Genomic DNA, 17,376 nt, shown 5'->3' with positions numbered 1-17,376 from the left:
AGCCATTCTGCCGTTGACCGCTCGAAACACGCCGTTATCGTTATTGTCAACGAGCCGAATGCTACGTACACCATCTCAGCCGAGGATGAGGGCCCTGCTAACCAATGATTACAGACAGAGATCGAAAGATGGCTATCATTAGTGACTTCTCCCGGCCGATCGCCGACAACACGTCCGCCTCATATACGCGTAAGTCCTCGATGTTCCAGAGGGTCGTATGACCAGACCAGACCTGATAGAAAAAGTTAAGAAGGTATGCGTCGAACTTTCCGGGCAGATGGTAGACGCGGCCCATTACGTCATCAACAATCCCGACGAGATTCCATTTTACTCGATGCGGGAGATCGCGCGACGCGCGAATGTTCAGCCCGTAAACCTTGTCAGGCTGGCTCAAAAGTTGGGTTTGTCGGGTTATGGCGATCTGCGGCAGCAGTTCATCGACACGACACCGGAAGGCCGTCAACGGGATCGCCAGTCCATACACCGCAACGAGTTGAGCGCCCAGACGCTCATCACCGAAATGGGCAAAAGCTCTGGACTGAAGGCTTTCGTCGATTCCTTCTTTGCGACCGAGCAAGACGTCGTTGCCCAGGCAAGAGCGCATCTGTCAGAGGACAGACTTGAAAGTGCCGTCAAACTGCTGGCCCGCGCCCCGAAAGTCTATGTCATCGGCCGGCGAACGGCGTTCACGCCTGCCTATACCCTCGCCTACACCCTGCAGAAAGCGCGTCCGAACATAGTCCTGCTGGATACTCCAGGCGGTGCGCCGGAGGGCGCATTGGACGATATCCGGCCCGGCGATGCCTTTGTCGCGGTCACCTTTGCGCCATTCAACCGCCTGGTGCATCGATTGACTGAAAAGGCGTCGCTTTCAGGAGCGAAGATTATCGCGATCACAGACAGCTTCGCGGCGCCCATCAGCAAGTTTGCGGGGCCGCTGCATTTCGTGGCGCAGTCGTCCGGCCGGGCATTTCCCGAATCCACGCTCGGAGCAATCGCGATCGCCAACATTCTCGCCGCCTTGACCATCAGCAGGCTTGGCGAGGCGGCACAACGTAGAATTCGCGACAACGAGCACTTCTTGGTGGACTCCGGCGAATATCTTTTGTCCGGCGACATCAAGACCTCGCGACGGCGCCCGAAGACAGGTGATGCAACGCCACTCGAAGAAGGATGAACGAATACGGTCTTGGCAGCGCAGGTCCTCACGGACTGCCGGAAAATGGAGCAATGGCTTTCGCCGATCATCCTACCGCGGACAATAAGTCTCTGATACCGTTCATACCAAAAGAGGTTCGTCGCCGGGGCGGCGACTTAAGTGCTGCTGCATTTGTTCATTTTCACTGAGAATTGACGGAGTGGATGCCCCTCCCGGCGGCATCGCAATGTGCCAGAGCGATGTTCGCCAGAAAGTCACTTAGCCGAGTATGAAGGAAGTTGAGACCTGTGCGCGGGCAGTTTATCGGTTGATACTGCCGTATTTTTGCCGATATGAGCGGCTTCGAACAAAACGTTACGCGCCGTCGCCAAGATGATGTTGCGCCACCCACACCACGTGCCGGGACACGATCGGTTTGGCCACTGAAAATTCCAAGGCGACGTGCTGACGACATAATTGTCCAGCAACCTCATGCCACATTTGATAGCGCAGAATCGCTAACCGCCAGCACAGGACTGCGTCGATGGGGAACGCTGGCAGTTTAGTTGGAGATCGATTTGGCAAAAAATTCCTTGAACGACGTTTGTGTCATAATTGCCGCCAAAAATGCCGCCACCACAGTTGCAAAGTCTGTTAGGTCTGCCCTTGCTCAGCCTGAGGCAGCTGAGGTTGTTGTCGTGGATGATGGCTCAGACGATGCGACGGAGGCAGTTGCTCGCAGCATGGATGACGGTACCGGTCGTCTAACGGTGGCCCGATTCAAGGAGAACCGAGGCCCATCTGCCGCGCGTAATTATGCATTGTCGATAACGAGCTCTCCTATTTTGGGGGTGTTGGATGCCGACGATTTTCTATTACCGGGTCGTCTACAACGGCTGCTTTCCGAGGATGGCTGGGACCTGATCGCTGACAACGTAGCTTTCATCGATGCTGAACAATCCTCAACGGTCGAGCATGAGATTCGTTACTTCGACCCGGATCCCCAGTTGCTTGACTTCATCTCCTTCATAGAAGGAAATATATCGCGACGACATGCGCGACGAGCCGAAATCGGGTTCCTTAAACCACTGATGCGGCGAGAATTCCTCCAGCGCCACAGGCTTCAATACAACGAGACTTTGCGGCTGGGTGAAGACTACGATCTGTATGCGCGTGCGCTTGCGGCGGGGGCCCGCTATAAAATTCTTCGAAGCTGTGGCTACGCCGCCGTGGTACGAGGCAACTCCCTCAGTGGCAGTCACCGTACGATCGATTTAAAAAGGTTGTACGAAGCCGACCACGCCATTTTGGCTGAAAATACATTACCAGCCGAAGCAGCTGCGACGCTAGCCCGCCACGCCCGCCATATTCGCGACCGGTATGAGTTGCGCCGTTTTCTCGATATCAAAAATCACGAGGGGTTAGCGCAAGGCCTCAAGTATTTGCTGACCCACCCGTCCAGCATACGTCCCACCATTAGTGGTGTTATGAGCGACAAAATGGAAGTGTTCGCCCGCAAGCCGTCGTCCGCTCCAACTTCACTGGGTGGTTCTGGTGGTATCCGTTACCTTCTAGGGGAATGAATTCTCGAGTAGCAGGTTTGCTGCAGCCAAGATGAGCGCCCACTATCGAGTTTCCTGCACTTTGGATTTCGAGATGCATCCCTTCGCAGTGCGTCTTGAGATCGTATTCCCGCTCAACCCGCGGTGGCCACCAGTGTTCCGGATAAGCAGTAGGCGTCTATCGGCATTTAGGACGTCTAGCCGGGAGGCCTGCGGCGTCCAACCGGATAGCAACACTCCAATGGGAACGAATCAAAAATCGACCTCGATCGCCACACCTTTAGAAATGGCCAAATCTACAACGGCAGATGCCACGGCGAGATCCTGCAGGCCGACGCCTGTCCCGTCAAACAAAGTGATCTCCTGGGGTGACAGACGCCCCTTTGCATCACCAGCAATAACCGCGCCAATTTGAATGATGTCTTCTTCTGCAATGAGCCCTTCCGCGATAGCGTGCTGGCACTCGCCAATTGTTATTGCCTGGCCCACTTCGTCGGTGAAGAGCGCGGACGCGGCAACCAGTTTCGCTTCCACCTCCTGCTTGCCCTTGGTGTCGGTCCCCATGCAGGCAAGGTGAGTGCCCGGACGGACCTGCGATGCCTTCAAGATCGGGCTGAACGACGACGTAATCGATATGATCACATCGGCCTCCGCGCCGAGTCGGTCTAGGTCTACGGTCTCGAATGGCAAACCGATCTCTCTTGAGACCTGCTCAAGTCGACCCAGCATTTCCGGGTGATAATTCCAGGCGATAACCTTCTCGAAGGCTCTCTGCTGGACAGCGGCTCGCAGTTGAAAGATCGATTGATGGCCGGCACCGATCATGCCCAGAACCTTTGCGTCTTCACGAGCAAGGTATTTGATCGAAATAGCGGACGCCGCTGCGGTGCGCAGCGCAGTCAGGAGATTGCCGCCCACCACAGCGCGGCACCGCCCGGTATCCGCGTCGAAGAGGAATACGGTCGACTGGTGATTGGTCAGTCCCTTTTTCGCGTTGTTCGGCCAAAATCCTCCCGCCTTCAGGCCGAGAATGAGGCTCTCTCGGTCAAAACCCGATTTGAAACCGTAGAGCGCGTCCGCATATCCGATCGATTCCCGTACAACGGGGAAATTATAGGCTGAATTTCTCGCCATGGCGGCGAAGACCTGTTCAACCGCCGTGAAGCATGCTGCCGAACTGATCAAGTCGGCAATTGCGCTCTCCGGAACAACAATCATATCAGATATCCTAGGTTATCAGTACGCCTTGCCTCTGGCGGAAACCGGCCAAAGTGTTTCGACTTTGCCGTTGCGTACGCCGACATACCAGTCATGGACATTGCAGGTCGGATCGCAGTGACCAGGAACAAGACGAAGTTTTTCATTTATCTTCAGGATCCCATCCGGATCTTCAATGACGCCGTGTTCGTCGGAGCACTTGACGTATTTGACATCGGTGCGACCATAGATGAACGGCAGTCCAGAATCGACGGACTGTGCCTTGAGACCAGCGTCGCAAATTGCCTTATCCGCCTTGGCGTGGCTCATCACGGTTGTCAAAAGGAAAAGCGCATTTTCCCATTCGCCCTGGTCAATTCTGTTGCCGTCCTTGTCCAGAATGCGACCGTAATCCGCATCCATAAAAGCGTAACTTCCGCACTGGAGTTCGTTGTAGACGTCGGAATTGCTCTCGAAGTAATAGCTGCCGGTACCACCACCACTTACCAATTCGGGCGCTAAACCAGCGCTCTTTAACGCCTCCACAGCATCCCTCACCTGCGCGATGGCCGTGTCGAGCTTGGTTTTCCGATCCTCATATTTGTCGATGTGCTGCATGGCGCCTTGGTAGGCTTGAATGCCTGCAAATTTAAGACCAGGAGCAGCGTCGATGGCTTTGGCAAGTGCCACGACGGCTGAACTCGTGGTGACCCCGCACCGACCGGCGCCGCAGTCGATTTCAACAAAGCACTCCAGAGATGTGCTATGTTTCTGGGCCGCGACGGAAAGCTGTGCGACATTGTCCAGGTCGTCGATGCAGACGATAATCCTGGCGCCCAGAGTGGGAAGGCGCGCGAGACGATCAATCTTCAGTGGATCGCGTACCTGGTTCGACACAAGGACGTCCTTGATCCCGCCTCTAACAAATACTTCCGCCTCGGAGACCTTTTGGCAGCAAACGCCAACCGCTCCGCCCAATTCCTGTTGGAGGCGTAGGACATCCACGGACTTGTGCATCTTTCCATGCGCGCGGTGGCGCATATTATGGGCTTTGGCATAATCGCCCATTTTCCGAATGTTTCGCTCGAGCGCATCAAGATCGAGGATCAAACACGGCGTCTGAATCTCTTCGACGCTCATTCCGGGTAGAGCGGGTACATCATAGCCTACCTGCAGACCGGCGAAGTTTGCTTGCATGTTCATTTCTCTTTCCCCTATTGCCAAGGCAGCGTGTCGAGGTCGACGTTGCCACCGGTGACGATGACGCCGACGCGCTTGCCGGCAAACAGGTGCTTGTTCTTTAGGATTGTCGCGAGAGGAACCGCGCTGGAGGGTTCCATGACGATTTTCATCCGTTTCCAGATGAGTTTCATAGCGTCGATGATCTCCGGGTCCGACGCGGTGAGAATGTCGCTGACATTCCTCTTGACGAAGTGCCATGTCAGGTCTTTCAGCGGTACTTTGAGACCGTCAGCGACGGTGTTTGGCGCGTCATCGGCGATGATATGGCCGGCCTTGAAGCTGCGATAGGCATCATCTGCCTGTTCAGGTTCGGCGGCATAAATCTTCGCATTGGGTACGAGGTTTGACAGGGTCAGACATGTGCCGGATACCATTCCGCCGCCGCCGATGGGCGCTATGACGGCATCCAGGTCATCGACTTGTTCGATCAGTTCCTTTGAGCATGTCGCTTGACCTGCGATAACGCGGGCGTCGTTATAGGGATGAACGAATTCGGCGCCCGTTTCAGCGACGACTTCGGCAAAAACTGCCTCGCGCGATGATGTAGACGGCTCGCATTCGACAACCCTGCCACCATAGCCACGCACTGCATCTTTCTTGGCTTGCGGCGCCGTCCATGGCATCACGACGGTGCACGGGATCCCCCGCCGCCCGGCTGCATAGGAAAGGCAGGTGCCATGATTGCCTGACGAATGGGTGGCAACGCCCTTCGCCGCTTGTTCGTCACTCAGCCCAAACACAGCATTGGACGCACCACGGGCCTTGAAGGCGCCTGCCTTCTGTAAGTTTTCGCATTTGAAGAACAGCCTGGCGCCGACAAGCGTGTCGATGAACGTTGAGGTGAGAACGGGCGTGCGATGTATGTGTGGTCTGATACGCTGATGAGCGTCAAACATGTCTGATAGCGTGGGTATGTACATCTGATTAGCCCTTAGGCAGCAGCGCGGACAGATGATGCCGCCGTCTTGCGGTAGATTTCTTGCGCCGCCGCAACTCCAGAGCCGAGCTTGATGTTGAGTCCGAGGTCGACCATGACCATCTCGGCTGTTGCAATACCGGATAGCGCCATTACATCGGTCATGCTGCCGACATGCCCGATGCGGAAAACCTTGCCCGCTACGTCACCCAGACCAGCACCAAAGGCGACGTCGTATTTTGTTGCGGCGTGCGCGACGACCAAGGACGCATCGAACCCGCCAGGCGTTTGCACCGCGGTAACCGTGTCGGAATTGAGGTCCTCGCGCGCTGCACAGAGTTCAAGTCCCCAGGCCTGGACGGCGGCACGAACGCCTGATGCGATGCGCCTGTGCCGCGCAAAGACGTTATCGAGACCTTCGCGGAGCAGAAGCTCCGTTGATACTTTGAGACCATTCAGGAGGCCAACGGATGGTGTATAGGGGTAACCGTTCACTGAATAGCCCTTGGACATATCGCGGACATCAAAAAAGGTCCGCGGCAGCTGTGCCGTTTCCAGTGCTGCCATTGCCTTCGGAGAAAAAGCAATAATTGCCAGACCGACAGGCAGCATGAACCCCTTCTGGGACCCTGTAATGGCGACATCGACGCCCCACTCATCCATTCGAAAATCCATTGAAGCTATCGAACTTACGCCATCGACCAGCAGCAGAGCCGGATGATTGGCGGCATCTAGAAGAGCTCGAACCGCTGCGACATCTGATTTAACACCGGTCGCGGTCTCGTTGTGGGTAACGAGCACAGCCTTGATCTCGTGGGCCTTATCAGCGTTGAGAATTTCCTCGTATCGCGCCAACGGAACGCCCTCACGCCAGGATGTCTCGACAGCGTCCACTCTCAGCTGATGGCGTCGGCACATATCGATCCATCGATGGCTGAACATGCCGTATCGACCTGCCACCACACGGTCGCCAGCGCTTAGTGTGTTTGTGATCGCCGTCTCCCATCCTCCGGTACCCGTGGAAGGAAACACGAAAACGGAAGCCGTTTCGGACTTGAGAACTTGCTTGACGCCAGCCAGAGCAGGATGGAGGATCTCGCCGAACATCGATGAACGATGGTCTATAGTCGGCATGTCCGATGCTTTCCGCAAAATCTCAGGCATGTTCGTCGGACCTGGAATGAAGACCGGGTTCTGTCCGTACATATGATGCATCCTCCTGTGCTTTCAAAATAGATAGCACGACCCCGAATAGACGTATATTTTTTTGAAATCATTTTTCAGAATCTGTAAAACTCGGATAATACTGATATCTATCAGGTGCTTACAATTTTTCATTGCGTGAATATGTTTTTCAGGTAACCATGAATTATGACGTATCGGGTATATTTTTGATGCAGAACACAAACCGACGGCGAGGACGCCCCAAGTCTTTCAATGAACCCCAGTCGCAGAGCGTGATACAGTCACTCGATCGCGCTCTGGACGTGCTGGAGGCCTTGTCTTCGCCCGAGGGTATGACGCTGTCGGAACTTTCCGCGCACCTGGATCAATCGCCTGCGACGATGCATCGCGTTCTGGCAACTCTCGAACGCCGCGATTTTGTTGAGATAAGCCCCGATCGCCAGATCTGGTTCATAGGACCAGAGGCTTATCGATTGGGTGCGGCATTTCTTCGGCGCTCCAATGTGGTCGAACGAAGTCGCCCGATTATGCGTGAGTTGATGCTCGAAACAGGAGAAACTTCAAATCTTGGAATAGAAAAAAATGGGAACGTACTCTTCATCAGCCAGGTCGAAACACATGAATCCATACGAGCCTTTTTCCCGCCGGGTACGCTTTCTCCGCTCCATGCCTCGGGGATAGGAAAGGCATTGCTTAGCACCTACGACGAAGACCGTTTATCGTCCTTGTTCAAAAACCCGGCGCTGAAGCGGTTCACCGAAAACACCTTGCGATCAGTCTCCCAGCTGAAAGAGGAGTTGCTCGCCACCCGAGCGCGCGGTTACGCTTTTGATGATGAGGAGCGGACGAAGGGTATGCGTTGCGTCGCAGCACCGATATTGAATGTGCATGGCGAAGCAGTGGCTGGCATATCTGTGTCGGGCCCAACGCATCGAATGCCAGACCGGCTAACCCGACAGATTGGCGAGCGCGTCGCCGAAGCCGCAAAGACCGTATCTCGCAGGTTGGGCAGCGCGTAATTCTGGCAACCTGAGTAACGGGGATCTCAGGCGGCTCTGGTTGATGCCTTGGAAAGACTCCGGGGCTTTGGGCCGCCGGTTGCCCAATCGAGCAATTCGACTGTGTGGACGATGGGAAGACCGGTTGCGGAGCCGATCTGCATCATACAACCGATGTTGCCGGTGCTGATCACCTGCGGGAGCACCGCCTCAATCGATGCAACTTTGAGCGATTGCAATTGTTTCGAAACTGCCGGCTGCATCAGGTTATAGGTTCCTGCGGACCCACAACAGATATGGGAATCACGGGGCTCGACCACATCGAAGCCAGCCGACTTCAGGAGATCCTTTGGCTGCGAGCGAACTTGCTGACCATGCTGCAGGGAACACGCCGCGTGATAGGCCACGCGAAGCGGGTCAGCAAAAACTGGGTCTTGAAGCCCGATACCAGCAATGACTTCTGTCACATCCTTCGCAAGCGCCGCAATGCGCGCTGCATCAGCAGCCATCGGATCGTTTCGGAACATGTGTCCATAGTCCTTGACAGTGGTTCCGCATCCGGAGGTGTTGATGACGATAGCGTCCAGCCCTGCTCCATCAAGCTCCCGAACCATGACGCGAATGTTGGCGCTTGCCATGGCATGACTTTCATCGGTCTTTCCCATGTGATGCGTGAGCGCTCCACAGCAGCCAATGCCTTTCGGAACGACGACCTCGCAGCCGTGACGGGTGAGAAGCCTGATCGTCGCGTCGTTGATGTCGGTGTTCAGCGCACGCTGTGCGCAGCCGATCAGAAGGGCTACGCGTTTGCTCCGGGTGCCCTTCGCGGGGAAAGTTTGCGGCCTGTCGTTCTTGCTGCTTTTCGGAACCCGGTCAGGAGCCATCTCCAGCATTGCCCGCAGTCGTGCATCAGGGATGAGGCGTCTTATCGGGCGTGCCAGTTTTGCAGCCGTCAGAGCCAAGCGAAACCGATAAGGATACGGCAGGATGCGGGCCAGCAACCAGCGTAGTGCCCGATCGTCCCACCGACGCGTGTATTTCTTCTCGATATAGTCGCGCGCGTGATCGATGAGATGCATGTAGTGCACGCCGGAAGGACATGTGGTCATGCAACTGAGGCAGCTCAGGCACCGGTCTATGTGCTTTACCGTGGCGTCGTCAGGTACCTTGTCGTTTTCCAACATGTCCTTGATGAGATAGATCCGGCCCCGCGGACTATCGAGTTCATCGCCCAACACGCGGTATGTTGGGCAAGTCGCGGTACAGAAGCCACAATGGACGCAGGAACGCAGGATCTCGTTTGAAGTTTGCGTGTCCGGGTCTGAAAGCTGGGTCTCGTCGAAATTCGTCTGCATCCTAACTTTCCATCAAACCGCGGTTCAAAATTCCCGCAGGATCGAACCGTTTGCGCAATTCGTCCGAAAGCTGAGCGACCGCACCAAGCTCGGGCGGGAACATAGTGCCGGCAACCGCTCCCCCAAATCGTAGCAGCATCGCCCGCCCCGCGCCGGACGCCCTGCGAACCTCGATGGGCTCCGCATCGCCTGCATACCAGATCAACCCGCCTCCCCAATCGAGCGATACAGTTCCTCCGAGCGCCTCCAGCGCTGAAGCGATTTTAGGGGCATCTGTCGGCTTTATCAGGATACGCCACAGCGGCAGCTGCGGGTCGGCAAAATGATGCAGGTCCCGCAGCTGGCCCCATAGGGCTTTGCTATTGGTCTCATAGAGGAAGTCGATGTTATGGTGAGGAGGAAGGAGGGCGAATATCTTCTCACGCCGGTAATCGACTTGCTTCGAACGGCCTTCAATTCGCAGCCAAGCGGTGCCCGACCGGAAGGCGGCACCGGATATCTCGTACGGAGTGGCAAGCGCAGTCTGGAAAATCTTGCTCGCTTCGGCAACGGACACGTTGTTGAAGCCAATTGATAGCTCGCATTCGGACGCAGGCAGGGTCTTGATGGCCACTTCCGTCAAAACGCCCAATGTGCCAAAGGAACCACAAAGAAGTTTGCCAAGGTCCAGTCCAGTGACGTTCTTCATCACCCGACCACCGGTTTTGATGATCCGGCCCTGGCCATCGACGAAGCGCACCCCAAGCAGGTTATCTCTGCATGCTCCTGCCTGAACGCGCCGAGGACCTGAAGCGTTGGTTGCGACTGCGCCGCCGATGGTAGGAGAACCAAGCGTGCCAAGGACGGTGCGATAATCCATGGGTTCGAATGCCAGTGCCTGCCCTTCTGCGGCAAGCGCTGCCTCGATTTCATCGATTGGCGTCCCCGCACGGGCAATCAGCGTCATGGCGCCAGGTTCGTATGTCACGATTCCGCGGAGCCGGCGTGTCGTAAGCGTGCCGGTCTCCGATGGAAAACTCGACGTCAGTCGTGTGCCGCCGCCCATGACATGGAGCGATGTTGCGTTTGCGCAGGCTTCCAAAAGGAAAGCGGCTAGTTCGACTTCATCTGCCGGAGCGACGATGGTCGAGAGCGGGGCAAGCGCGCTGCTGTGTGTCATCGTGCCAAAGCCCTCTTGCGGTAAGGCTCACTTACCTCAAGGGGAAAGACCTTGGCGGCATTCAACAGCCAGGCGGGATCGAAGACCTCCTTGATCTCCATCTGGATGGCCATATCTGTTGTGTTGAATTGCGTGGTCATGAGATCTCGCTTTTCGATACCCACCCCGTGCTCCCCCGTCAGGCAGCCGCCAACGTCAACACAAAGGCGCAGAATGTCGGCACCAAAGGCTTCAGCGCGTTCCAGTTCACCCGGCGCGTTGGCGTTGAAAAGAATGAGAGGATGCATATTGCCGTCACCGGCGTGAAAGACATTGGCGACCTCCAAGCCATGTTGCTTTGAGAGCTCACCGATGCGCTTGAGCGTAAAGGCAAGTTTTGAAACGGGGACCGTCCCATCGAGGCAGAGGTAATCACCGAGGCGACCCATCGCGCCGAATGCAGACTTGCGGCCCTTCCAGATGGCCAGGGATTCTTCGGCATTTTGGCTGCTGCGAAATTCCACCGCTCCCAGCTCGTCCGAAATTGCTTGAATGCGGTCCGTTTGGTCGTTGATTTCGTCCTCGGACCCCTCCACCTCAACGATCAAAACGGCCGCGCACGCGGGATATCCGGCTTTGGCGAATGCCTCAACGGCACGCAGACAGACATCGTCCATGTATTCGATAGCCACCGGCAGCAGGCCAGAGCGGATGATACGTGCCACACATTCGCCGGCGACTTCGGCGCTGTCGAAGCCGATCAGCATCGGTCGAGCGCCTTCGGGTTTGGGAACGATCTTGAGGGTCGCCTCAGTAATGATGGCGAGCTGGCCCTCGGAACCGCACAAGAGCCCGAGGATGTCGAGCCCCGTCGCCCCCAAGAACGGCCCACCAAGATCGACGACCTCCCCACTCGTCAACACCATGCGAATGCCCATGAGGTTATTCGTTGTGACGCCGTATTTCAGGCAGTGAGCACCACCTGAGTTCATCGCAATATTGCCTGCAATCGTGCAGGCAAGTTGAGACGAAGGATCGGGCGCGTAGAAAAATCCGTCTGCGTCGAGCTCGGCGCTCACGGCTAAATTGGTGACGCCGGTCTGGACCCGGATGAACCGGTTTGCCGTGTCGACTTCTATGATCTCCCGCAACCGGATCGTACTGATGACGACACTGTCTGCCGTCGGCAAAGCACCTCCTGCAAGTGATGTGCCCGCTCCGCGGGGTACGACAGGGACGCGATGTTCATAGCAGACACGCATGGCCGTCGCGACCTCCTGGGTGCTACGCGGCAAGACGACCGCAAGCGGCGGGCACCGATATGCCGTCAGTGCGTCACATTCGTAGGCCCGGGTTTCCTGCGGGTCCGAAATAACGGTGTCTTGAGGCAAGGCCGCTTTAAGCGCAGAGATGATCTGCGACGATCGCGCCAGAACATCAGCGCGTGGCTCCGGCATTGCTATCGTTGACATCGGTTTTCCTCCGCGCGTTGTTTCGCCGTCCTCAAATTGACCGACGGCCGCTCGTTGAAATTGAATCGCATTGCGGCTGCTTGGCTTTTTCCCGCGCCGCGCGGAGCCGTGCAAAGTCGTCGCCGGCGTGATGCGACGAGCGCGTCAGCGGGCTGGAGGCCACCATCAGGAAGCCCTTGCTATAGGCGACGGTCTCATAGGACTTGAACTCGTCCGGCGTGACGAAGCTCATCACCGCATGATGCTTGCGGGTCGGCTGCAGGTACTGGCCAATGGTCAGGAAGTCGACATCGGCGGTCCTGAGGTCGTCCATCAGTTGCAGCACTTCGTTGCGCTCCTCGCCAAGACCGACCATGATGCCAGACTTGGTGAACATCGTCGGATCGAGTTCCTTCACCCGCTGCAGAAGCCGGATCGAGTGGAAATAACGAGCACCGGGGCGCACCGTCAGATAGTTGCCGGGCACGGTTTCCATGTTGTGATTGAAGACGTCGGGCTTGGCCGCAACGACGCGTTCCAGCGCGCCGGGCTTCTTCAGGAAGTCGGGCGTCAGGATTTCGATGGTCGTTGCCGGCGAGGCGGCGCGGATCGCCCAGATCACCTTTTCGAAATGCTCGGCGCCACCGTCGGCCAGATCATCGCGGTCGACCGAAGTGATGACCACATGCGACAGGCCCATCTGCTTCACGGCCTTGGCGACGTTTTCCGGCTCGTCCATGTCGAGCGCATTCGGCTTGCCGGTCGAGACGTTACAGAAGGCGCAGGCGCGCGTACAGATCTCGCCCATGATCATGAAGGTGGCGTGCTTCTTGTCCCAGCACTCGCCGATGTTCGGGCAGCCGGCCTCCTCGCAGACCGTGACGAGCTTGTGCTCCTTCACGATCGAACGGGTTTCCTGATAGCCCTTCGACATCGGCGCCTTGACGCGGATCCATTCCGGCTTGCGCAGCATCTCGGTATCTGGCTTGTGGGCCTTTTCCGGATGTCGATGTCGCGCAGATCCGGGGCGAACGGTGTCTAAGATCGTAACCATCCGTTTTGCTTTTTCCGTCACTCTATTGTTGCCAGTTCCGCGCCAAGCGCGACCACCGTGCCCGCTTGGATCTTGATGCAAATGCGGCCTGCCTTCGGCGCCAAGACCCGGGTTTCCATCTTCATGGCTTCGATCATTACCACCGCGTCGCCTTCGGCAACGCGGGCCCCATCCTCGACGTTCCATTTTTGCAGGGTGCCGGGGATCGGTGCCGTCAGCGCACCTTCGGTGGCCGGCGCCCTTGAGGCCGTCGACGTCGTTGGCGCAGCAATGCCGGAGAAAAGCGTCGCCGGGAGCCCGAGTTCATGGCGCTTGCCGTCGATCTCTATGAAGCTGCGCACCAGCCCACCTTCGACCGGGTCAACCCGAGGAGCCGGCTCGACGCCGCGAAATTCCGTTTCGATCCAGTTCGTAAAGACCTTGAACCCATCCTCGCCGGTGAAGGCCGGTTCCTCGAGGACGGCGCTATGGAAGGGAAGCACAGACGCGACGCCCTCGATCCTGAACTCGGCAAGCGCTCGCCGGGCGCGGATCAGAGCTTCCTCGCGGGTCGCCCCGGTGACGATCAGCTTGGCCATCATGGAATCGTAAATGCCGGGAATTTCGTAACCTGTCTCCACGCCGCTGTCGATCCGAACGCCAGGACCGGACGGCGCGCGGAAGCGCGTGATCAGCCCCGGCGTCGGCAAAAAGCCGCGGCCCGGGTCCTCGGCATTGATGCGGAATTCGAAGGCATGTCCGCGCGGCGCGGGCGTTTCTGTGACCGAAAGTGGCAGGCCATCGGCGATGCGCAACTGCTCGATGACAATATCCACGCCGGTCGTTTCCTCCGTCACCGGATGCTCCACCTGCAGTCGGGTATTGACCTCGAGGAATGAGATGATGCCGTTCTGCGACAGCAGGAACTCGACCGTGCCGGCGCCGGTATAACTGGCTGCGACGCAGATCGCCTTGGCAGCGTCGTGGATGCGTGCGCGCTGTTCTGCAGAGATGAAGGGCGCAGGAGCCTCCTCGACCAGCTTCTGGTTGCGCCGCTGCAGCGAGCAATCGCGGGTGCCAAGCACGACCGTATTGCCATGGCTGTCGGCAATGATCTGCGCCTCGATATGACGCGGCTTTTCCAGGAATTGCTCGGCATAGCATTCGCCGCGCCCAAACGCTTCCCTGGCTTCGCGAACCGCGGATTCGAAGAACTCGCCAACGTCCTCGATGCGATGGACGACCTTCATGCCTCGCCCGCCTCCCCCGAAGGCAGCCTTGATCGCGAGCGGCAGCCCCGCCTCCTGAGCAAAGGCGACAGCTTCCTCCGCCGAGGCGAGTGGGCCGTCCGACCCCTTGACCAAAGGGGCGCCGACCTTGTCGGCGATGCGTCGGGCCTCAACCTTGTCGCCAAGTGCCATGATAACTTCCGGCTTCGGGCCGACCCAGATCAGACCGGCATCGATGACGGCGCGGGCAAACTCTGCACGCTCCGACAGAAAACCGTAGCCGGGATGGACGGCATCCGCTCCAGCGCGCCTTGCGATCTCCAGGATCTTCTCAATATTCAGATAAGTGTCCGCCGGACGGCCTGCGCCCAGCCCATAGGCTTCGTCGGCGAGCTCGGCATGCAGTGAGCCGGCATCTGCATCCGAATAAATCGCTACCGAGGCAACGCCGTAGTCGCGGGTAGCGCGGATGATGCGGATGGCGATTTCGCCGCGATTGGCAATGAGCAGTTTTTTCATCGATTTGTTTCCCTGACGAGCGGGTCGAATGCGGCGACGACGTTGAAACGGATGTTGGCGCCGATTGGAATCTGGCCGGCGAGATCGAGATGGTGGCGGGCGACAACGCCGATCACCGGATAGCCGCCGGTCAGCGGATGGTCGGCGAGGAAAACCACCGGCTGGCCGCTATGCGGCACCTGGATTGCGCCGAGCGCGGTACCTTCCGAGGGCAACTCAGCCGTGTCACGCCGTTCCAGCGGTTCGGCCCCAGCAAGCCGCATGCCGACCCGGTTCGACTCAGCCGTCACCTGCCAAGCTTGCGCTGTGAGGGTCTCGACGCCTTTGTGCGTGAACCAATCGGTGCGCGGGCCAAGTACAACGTTGAGCGTCACGGTGTCCCCGGCCCTCGGCAGCGCTTTGAGCGTGCGCCGGAAGGGATCGACAGCGGCAGCAGGAGCATTCGCCGGCACCAGCACGTCGCCGGCAGCGATCGGCGCAGGCCCAATCTTTGCTAAGGTGTCAGTCGCAGCCGAACCAAGCACGCCCTCGACCGCGAACCCGCCCCGCAGCGCTATGTAGCTGCGCATACCTTCCGGCGGAAGGCCGAGCACCAGTTCGTCGCCGGCGTCGAGCGCAAAGGGACGGTGAAATGGCGCAGCAACAGTGCGGCCATCGGCGGTGCGGATGACAAGCGGCGCACAGGCTCCCGTCACAGCGAGCGTTGCTGGCCGATCTGCCTTGAAGGCAAAACCGCCAAACGCGATTTCCAGGGCGGCAGCATTGCGCGGATTGCCGACGCAGAGATTGGCCTCCACCAGGCTCGAGCGGTCGAGTGCGCCGGACTCAGAGACGCCTTGGTCGACCCGCCCGGGCCGGCCGAGATCCTGAAAGAGTGCTGGTCGGTCAGCACGGGTGACGACAAGCCCCGCGGATGGTCGCACAGCTTGCGGTTCTGGCAGAGCGGCACGCGGCACAACGGGATCGTTGGCGATATTACGAAAACGGACGCGATCACCCGGCGCCAGAAGCGCGGCTCGCGGTCGGTTGGTGTCCCACATCTTCAACGGCGTGCGGCCGATAAGCTGCCAGCCGCCTGGACTGTCCGACGGATAGATGCCGCCAAACTTCCCCCCGAGTGCAACGGACCCGGCCGGGATGCGCACACGCGGGCTCTTGCGGCGCGGGACGTCGAAATCAGGATCGTTTGAAGTCATGTAGGCAAAACCGGGCGCAAAGCCGGTAAAGGCGACCGTATAGGTGGCCTCGGCATGGCGGCGGATCACCTCCTCCACCGAGCAGCCGAGGATTTCGGCGACATCGGCGAGATCCTCGCCGTCATATGCGACCGGGATCTCGATTGAGTCGCCCACGCGGGAGGTGCGCTGGTCAAGCTCGATCGCGCAGATAAGCGCGGCCAGCCGCACGCGGTCAGTCACATGAGGGTCGAAGCGGACCATCACTGTTCGAGCGGCGGGCACGAGTTCGACGATGCCCTCCGGACGGTCAGCGAGAAGGCGGTCGAGCAACGTTAGCGTCGTTTCCAAATCGTCGAGTTCGACGAGGAAGGCATCGCTGCCAGCGGGCAGAAAGCGCAGCCGCTCAGTCATGGGTGGCATCCACGAACGATTTCAGGCCGATCCTATGGGCAGCCAGCGCTTCGCGCAATGCCCGGGCGATGGCGACTGCCGCCGAGGTATCGCCGTGCACACAAATCGACTGCGCCTCTAGGTTTATCTCCGTGCCGTCAATGGCGGTTATGCGGCCCTCCACGACCAGTCGCAGCATGCGTTCGGCAATCGCTTGCGGATCGTGGATGACAGAGCCGACCAGGCGACGACTGACGAGGCTGCCGTCGGCATTGTAGGCTCGGTCGGCAAAGGCCTCGCAGACGACTTTGAGCCCGGCCGCTCGGGCCTGCTCGACAATGGGCGCCCCGGAAAGCGCCATTAAGACGAGCGAGGGATCGACCGCCTTGATGCCTTCGATCACGTCTGCCGCCTGGCGTGCGTCGCAAGCGATGGTGTTGTACAGAGCGCCATGCGGTTTGACGTAGCGAACACGAGTACCTGCGGCTTTCGCCAGACCTTGCAGGGCGCCGATCTGGTAGATTGTATCGCCGACGAGTTCTGTGCTGGACGGGTCCATATTGCGCCGACCGAAACCGACAAGATCATGATAGCCGATATGCGCCCCGACCGAGACACCGTGTTTTGCCGCTACTTTCAGCACGGAGAGGATTCCCGCCGGATCGCCGGCATGGAACCCGCAGGCAATATTGGCGCTGGTAACGATCGAAATCATCGAGACATCGTCACCCATTGCCCAGGGGCCGAAGCTTTCGCCAAGATCGCTGTTGAGATCGATGTATGCCATATTCTCCGCCTAATAAGCTCACCGTCCGTCGCGGTCGCCGTGAAGTTTCGAGACGCCC

The 17,376-nt window shown here is 58.3% G+C and carries 14 protein-coding genes; 3 read left to right on the top strand and 11 right to left on the bottom strand.

Annotated elements, in window-relative coordinates; all coding sequences use genetic code 11:
• The first annotated feature begins 217 nt into the window (after window positions 1-217).
• Both ACSQ2Z_RS27420 and ACSQ2Z_RS27415 read left to right on the top strand, forming a co-directional pair.
• Window positions 218-1,177 (top strand): MurR/RpiR family transcriptional regulator, encoded by a 960-nt coding sequence (locus ACSQ2Z_RS27420; RefSeq protein WP_436084375.1) that lies wholly within the window; start codon window positions 218-220, stop codon window positions 1,175-1,177.
• Window positions 1,178-1,716: 539 nt separating this feature from the next.
• Entirely contained in the window at window positions 1,717-2,721 is a 1,005-nt protein-coding gene (locus tag ACSQ2Z_RS27415; RefSeq protein WP_436084374.1) for a glycosyltransferase family 2 protein, read from the top strand.
• Window positions 2,722-2,952: 231 nt separating this feature from the next.
• Here ACSQ2Z_RS27415 and bhcD read toward each other — a convergent pair whose 3' ends face one another.
• From bhcD to bhcA, 4 genes are read right to left on the bottom strand one after another with little or no spacing between them, the layout of a single operon-like run.
• The gene (gene bhcD / locus ACSQ2Z_RS27410) at window positions 2,953-3,918 is read right to left on the bottom strand and encodes an iminosuccinate reductase BhcD (RefSeq protein ID WP_436084373.1); all 966 of its coding nucleotides are present in this window, start codon (window positions 3,916-3,918) and stop codon (window positions 2,953-2,955) included.
• Between the two features lie 18 nt (window positions 3,919-3,936).
• Window positions 3,937-5,100 (bottom strand): 3-hydroxy-D-aspartate aldolase BhcC, encoded by a 1,164-nt coding sequence (gene bhcC, locus ACSQ2Z_RS27405; RefSeq protein ID WP_436084372.1) that lies wholly within the window; start codon window positions 5,098-5,100, stop codon window positions 3,937-3,939.
• Between the two features lie 11 nt (window positions 5,101-5,111).
• Complete coding sequence (bhcB, locus tag ACSQ2Z_RS27400; RefSeq protein WP_436084371.1) at window positions 5,112-6,059, bottom strand: beta-hydroxyaspartate dehydratase BhcB; 948 nt, start codon at window positions 6,057-6,059, stop codon at window positions 5,112-5,114.
• A gap of 11 nt (window positions 6,060-6,070) precedes the next feature.
• Window positions 6,071-7,261 (bottom strand): L-aspartate--glyoxylate aminotransferase BhcA, encoded by a 1,191-nt coding sequence (bhcA, locus tag ACSQ2Z_RS27395; protein WP_436084370.1) that lies wholly within the window; start codon window positions 7,259-7,261, stop codon window positions 6,071-6,073.
• 188 nt (window positions 7,262-7,449) lie between these two features.
• On the opposite strand from bhcA, the gene bhcR reads away from it, so the two are divergent.
• A complete protein-coding gene (gene bhcR, locus ACSQ2Z_RS27390) occupies window positions 7,450-8,259 on the top strand; it encodes an HTH-type transcriptional regulator BhcR (protein WP_436084398.1) in 810 nt (269 codons plus the stop codon).
• A 26-nt stretch (window positions 8,260-8,285) separates the two neighbouring features.
• On the opposite strand, the gene glcF is transcribed toward bhcR, so the two are convergent.
• Genes glcF through ACSQ2Z_RS27355 form a run of 7 tightly spaced genes read right to left on the bottom strand, consistent with a single transcriptional unit; the run spans window position 8,286 to window position 17,318 of the window.
• Window positions 8,286-9,593, bottom strand: a complete 1,308-nt coding sequence (gene glcF, locus ACSQ2Z_RS27385; protein WP_436084369.1) for a glycolate oxidase subunit GlcF — start codon at window positions 9,591-9,593, stop codon at window positions 8,286-8,288.
• Between the two features lies 1 nt (window position 9,594).
• Window positions 9,595-10,752 (bottom strand): FAD-binding protein, encoded by a 1,158-nt coding sequence (locus tag ACSQ2Z_RS27380; RefSeq protein ID WP_436084368.1) that lies wholly within the window; start codon window positions 10,750-10,752, stop codon window positions 9,595-9,597.
• The gene (locus ACSQ2Z_RS27375) at window positions 10,749-12,203 is read right to left on the bottom strand and encodes an FAD-linked oxidase C-terminal domain-containing protein (protein WP_436084367.1); all 1,455 of its coding nucleotides are present in this window, start codon (window positions 12,201-12,203) and stop codon (window positions 10,749-10,751) included. The genes ACSQ2Z_RS27380 and ACSQ2Z_RS27375 overlap by 4 nt, the downstream gene beginning before the upstream one ends.
• Window positions 12,204-12,234: 31 nt before the next feature.
• Entirely contained in the window at window positions 12,235-13,236 is a 1,002-nt protein-coding gene (gene lipA, locus ACSQ2Z_RS27370) for a lipoyl synthase (protein WP_436084366.1), read from the bottom strand.
• Between the two features lie 17 nt (window positions 13,237-13,253).
• Entirely contained in the window at window positions 13,254-14,963 is a 1,710-nt protein-coding gene (locus ACSQ2Z_RS27365) for an acetyl/propionyl/methylcrotonyl-CoA carboxylase subunit alpha (protein ID WP_436084365.1), read from the bottom strand.
• On the bottom strand, window positions 14,960-16,552 hold the full coding sequence (locus ACSQ2Z_RS27360; RefSeq protein ID WP_436084364.1) for a 5-oxoprolinase/urea amidolyase family protein: 1,593 nt from the start codon (window positions 16,550-16,552) through the stop codon (window positions 14,960-14,962). The genes ACSQ2Z_RS27365 and ACSQ2Z_RS27360 overlap by 4 nt, the downstream gene beginning before the upstream one ends.
• Window positions 16,545-17,318 carry a LamB/YcsF family protein gene (locus tag ACSQ2Z_RS27355; protein WP_436084363.1) on the bottom strand — a complete coding sequence of 258 codons (774 nt, stop codon included), beginning with the start codon at window positions 17,316-17,318 and terminating at the stop codon, window positions 16,545-16,547. The genes ACSQ2Z_RS27360 and ACSQ2Z_RS27355 overlap by 8 nt, the downstream gene beginning before the upstream one ends.
• Between the last annotated feature and the right edge of the window lie 58 nt (window positions 17,319-17,376).

Origin of the sequence: Pararhizobium sp. LjRoot235, assembly GCF_964254145.1 — a bacterium.
Classification (GTDB): Bacteria; Pseudomonadota; Alphaproteobacteria; order Rhizobiales; family Rhizobiaceae; genus Pararhizobium.
Note: the sequence above shows the minus strand (reverse complement) of the source record. Positions and strands in the feature narration are given on the sequence as shown.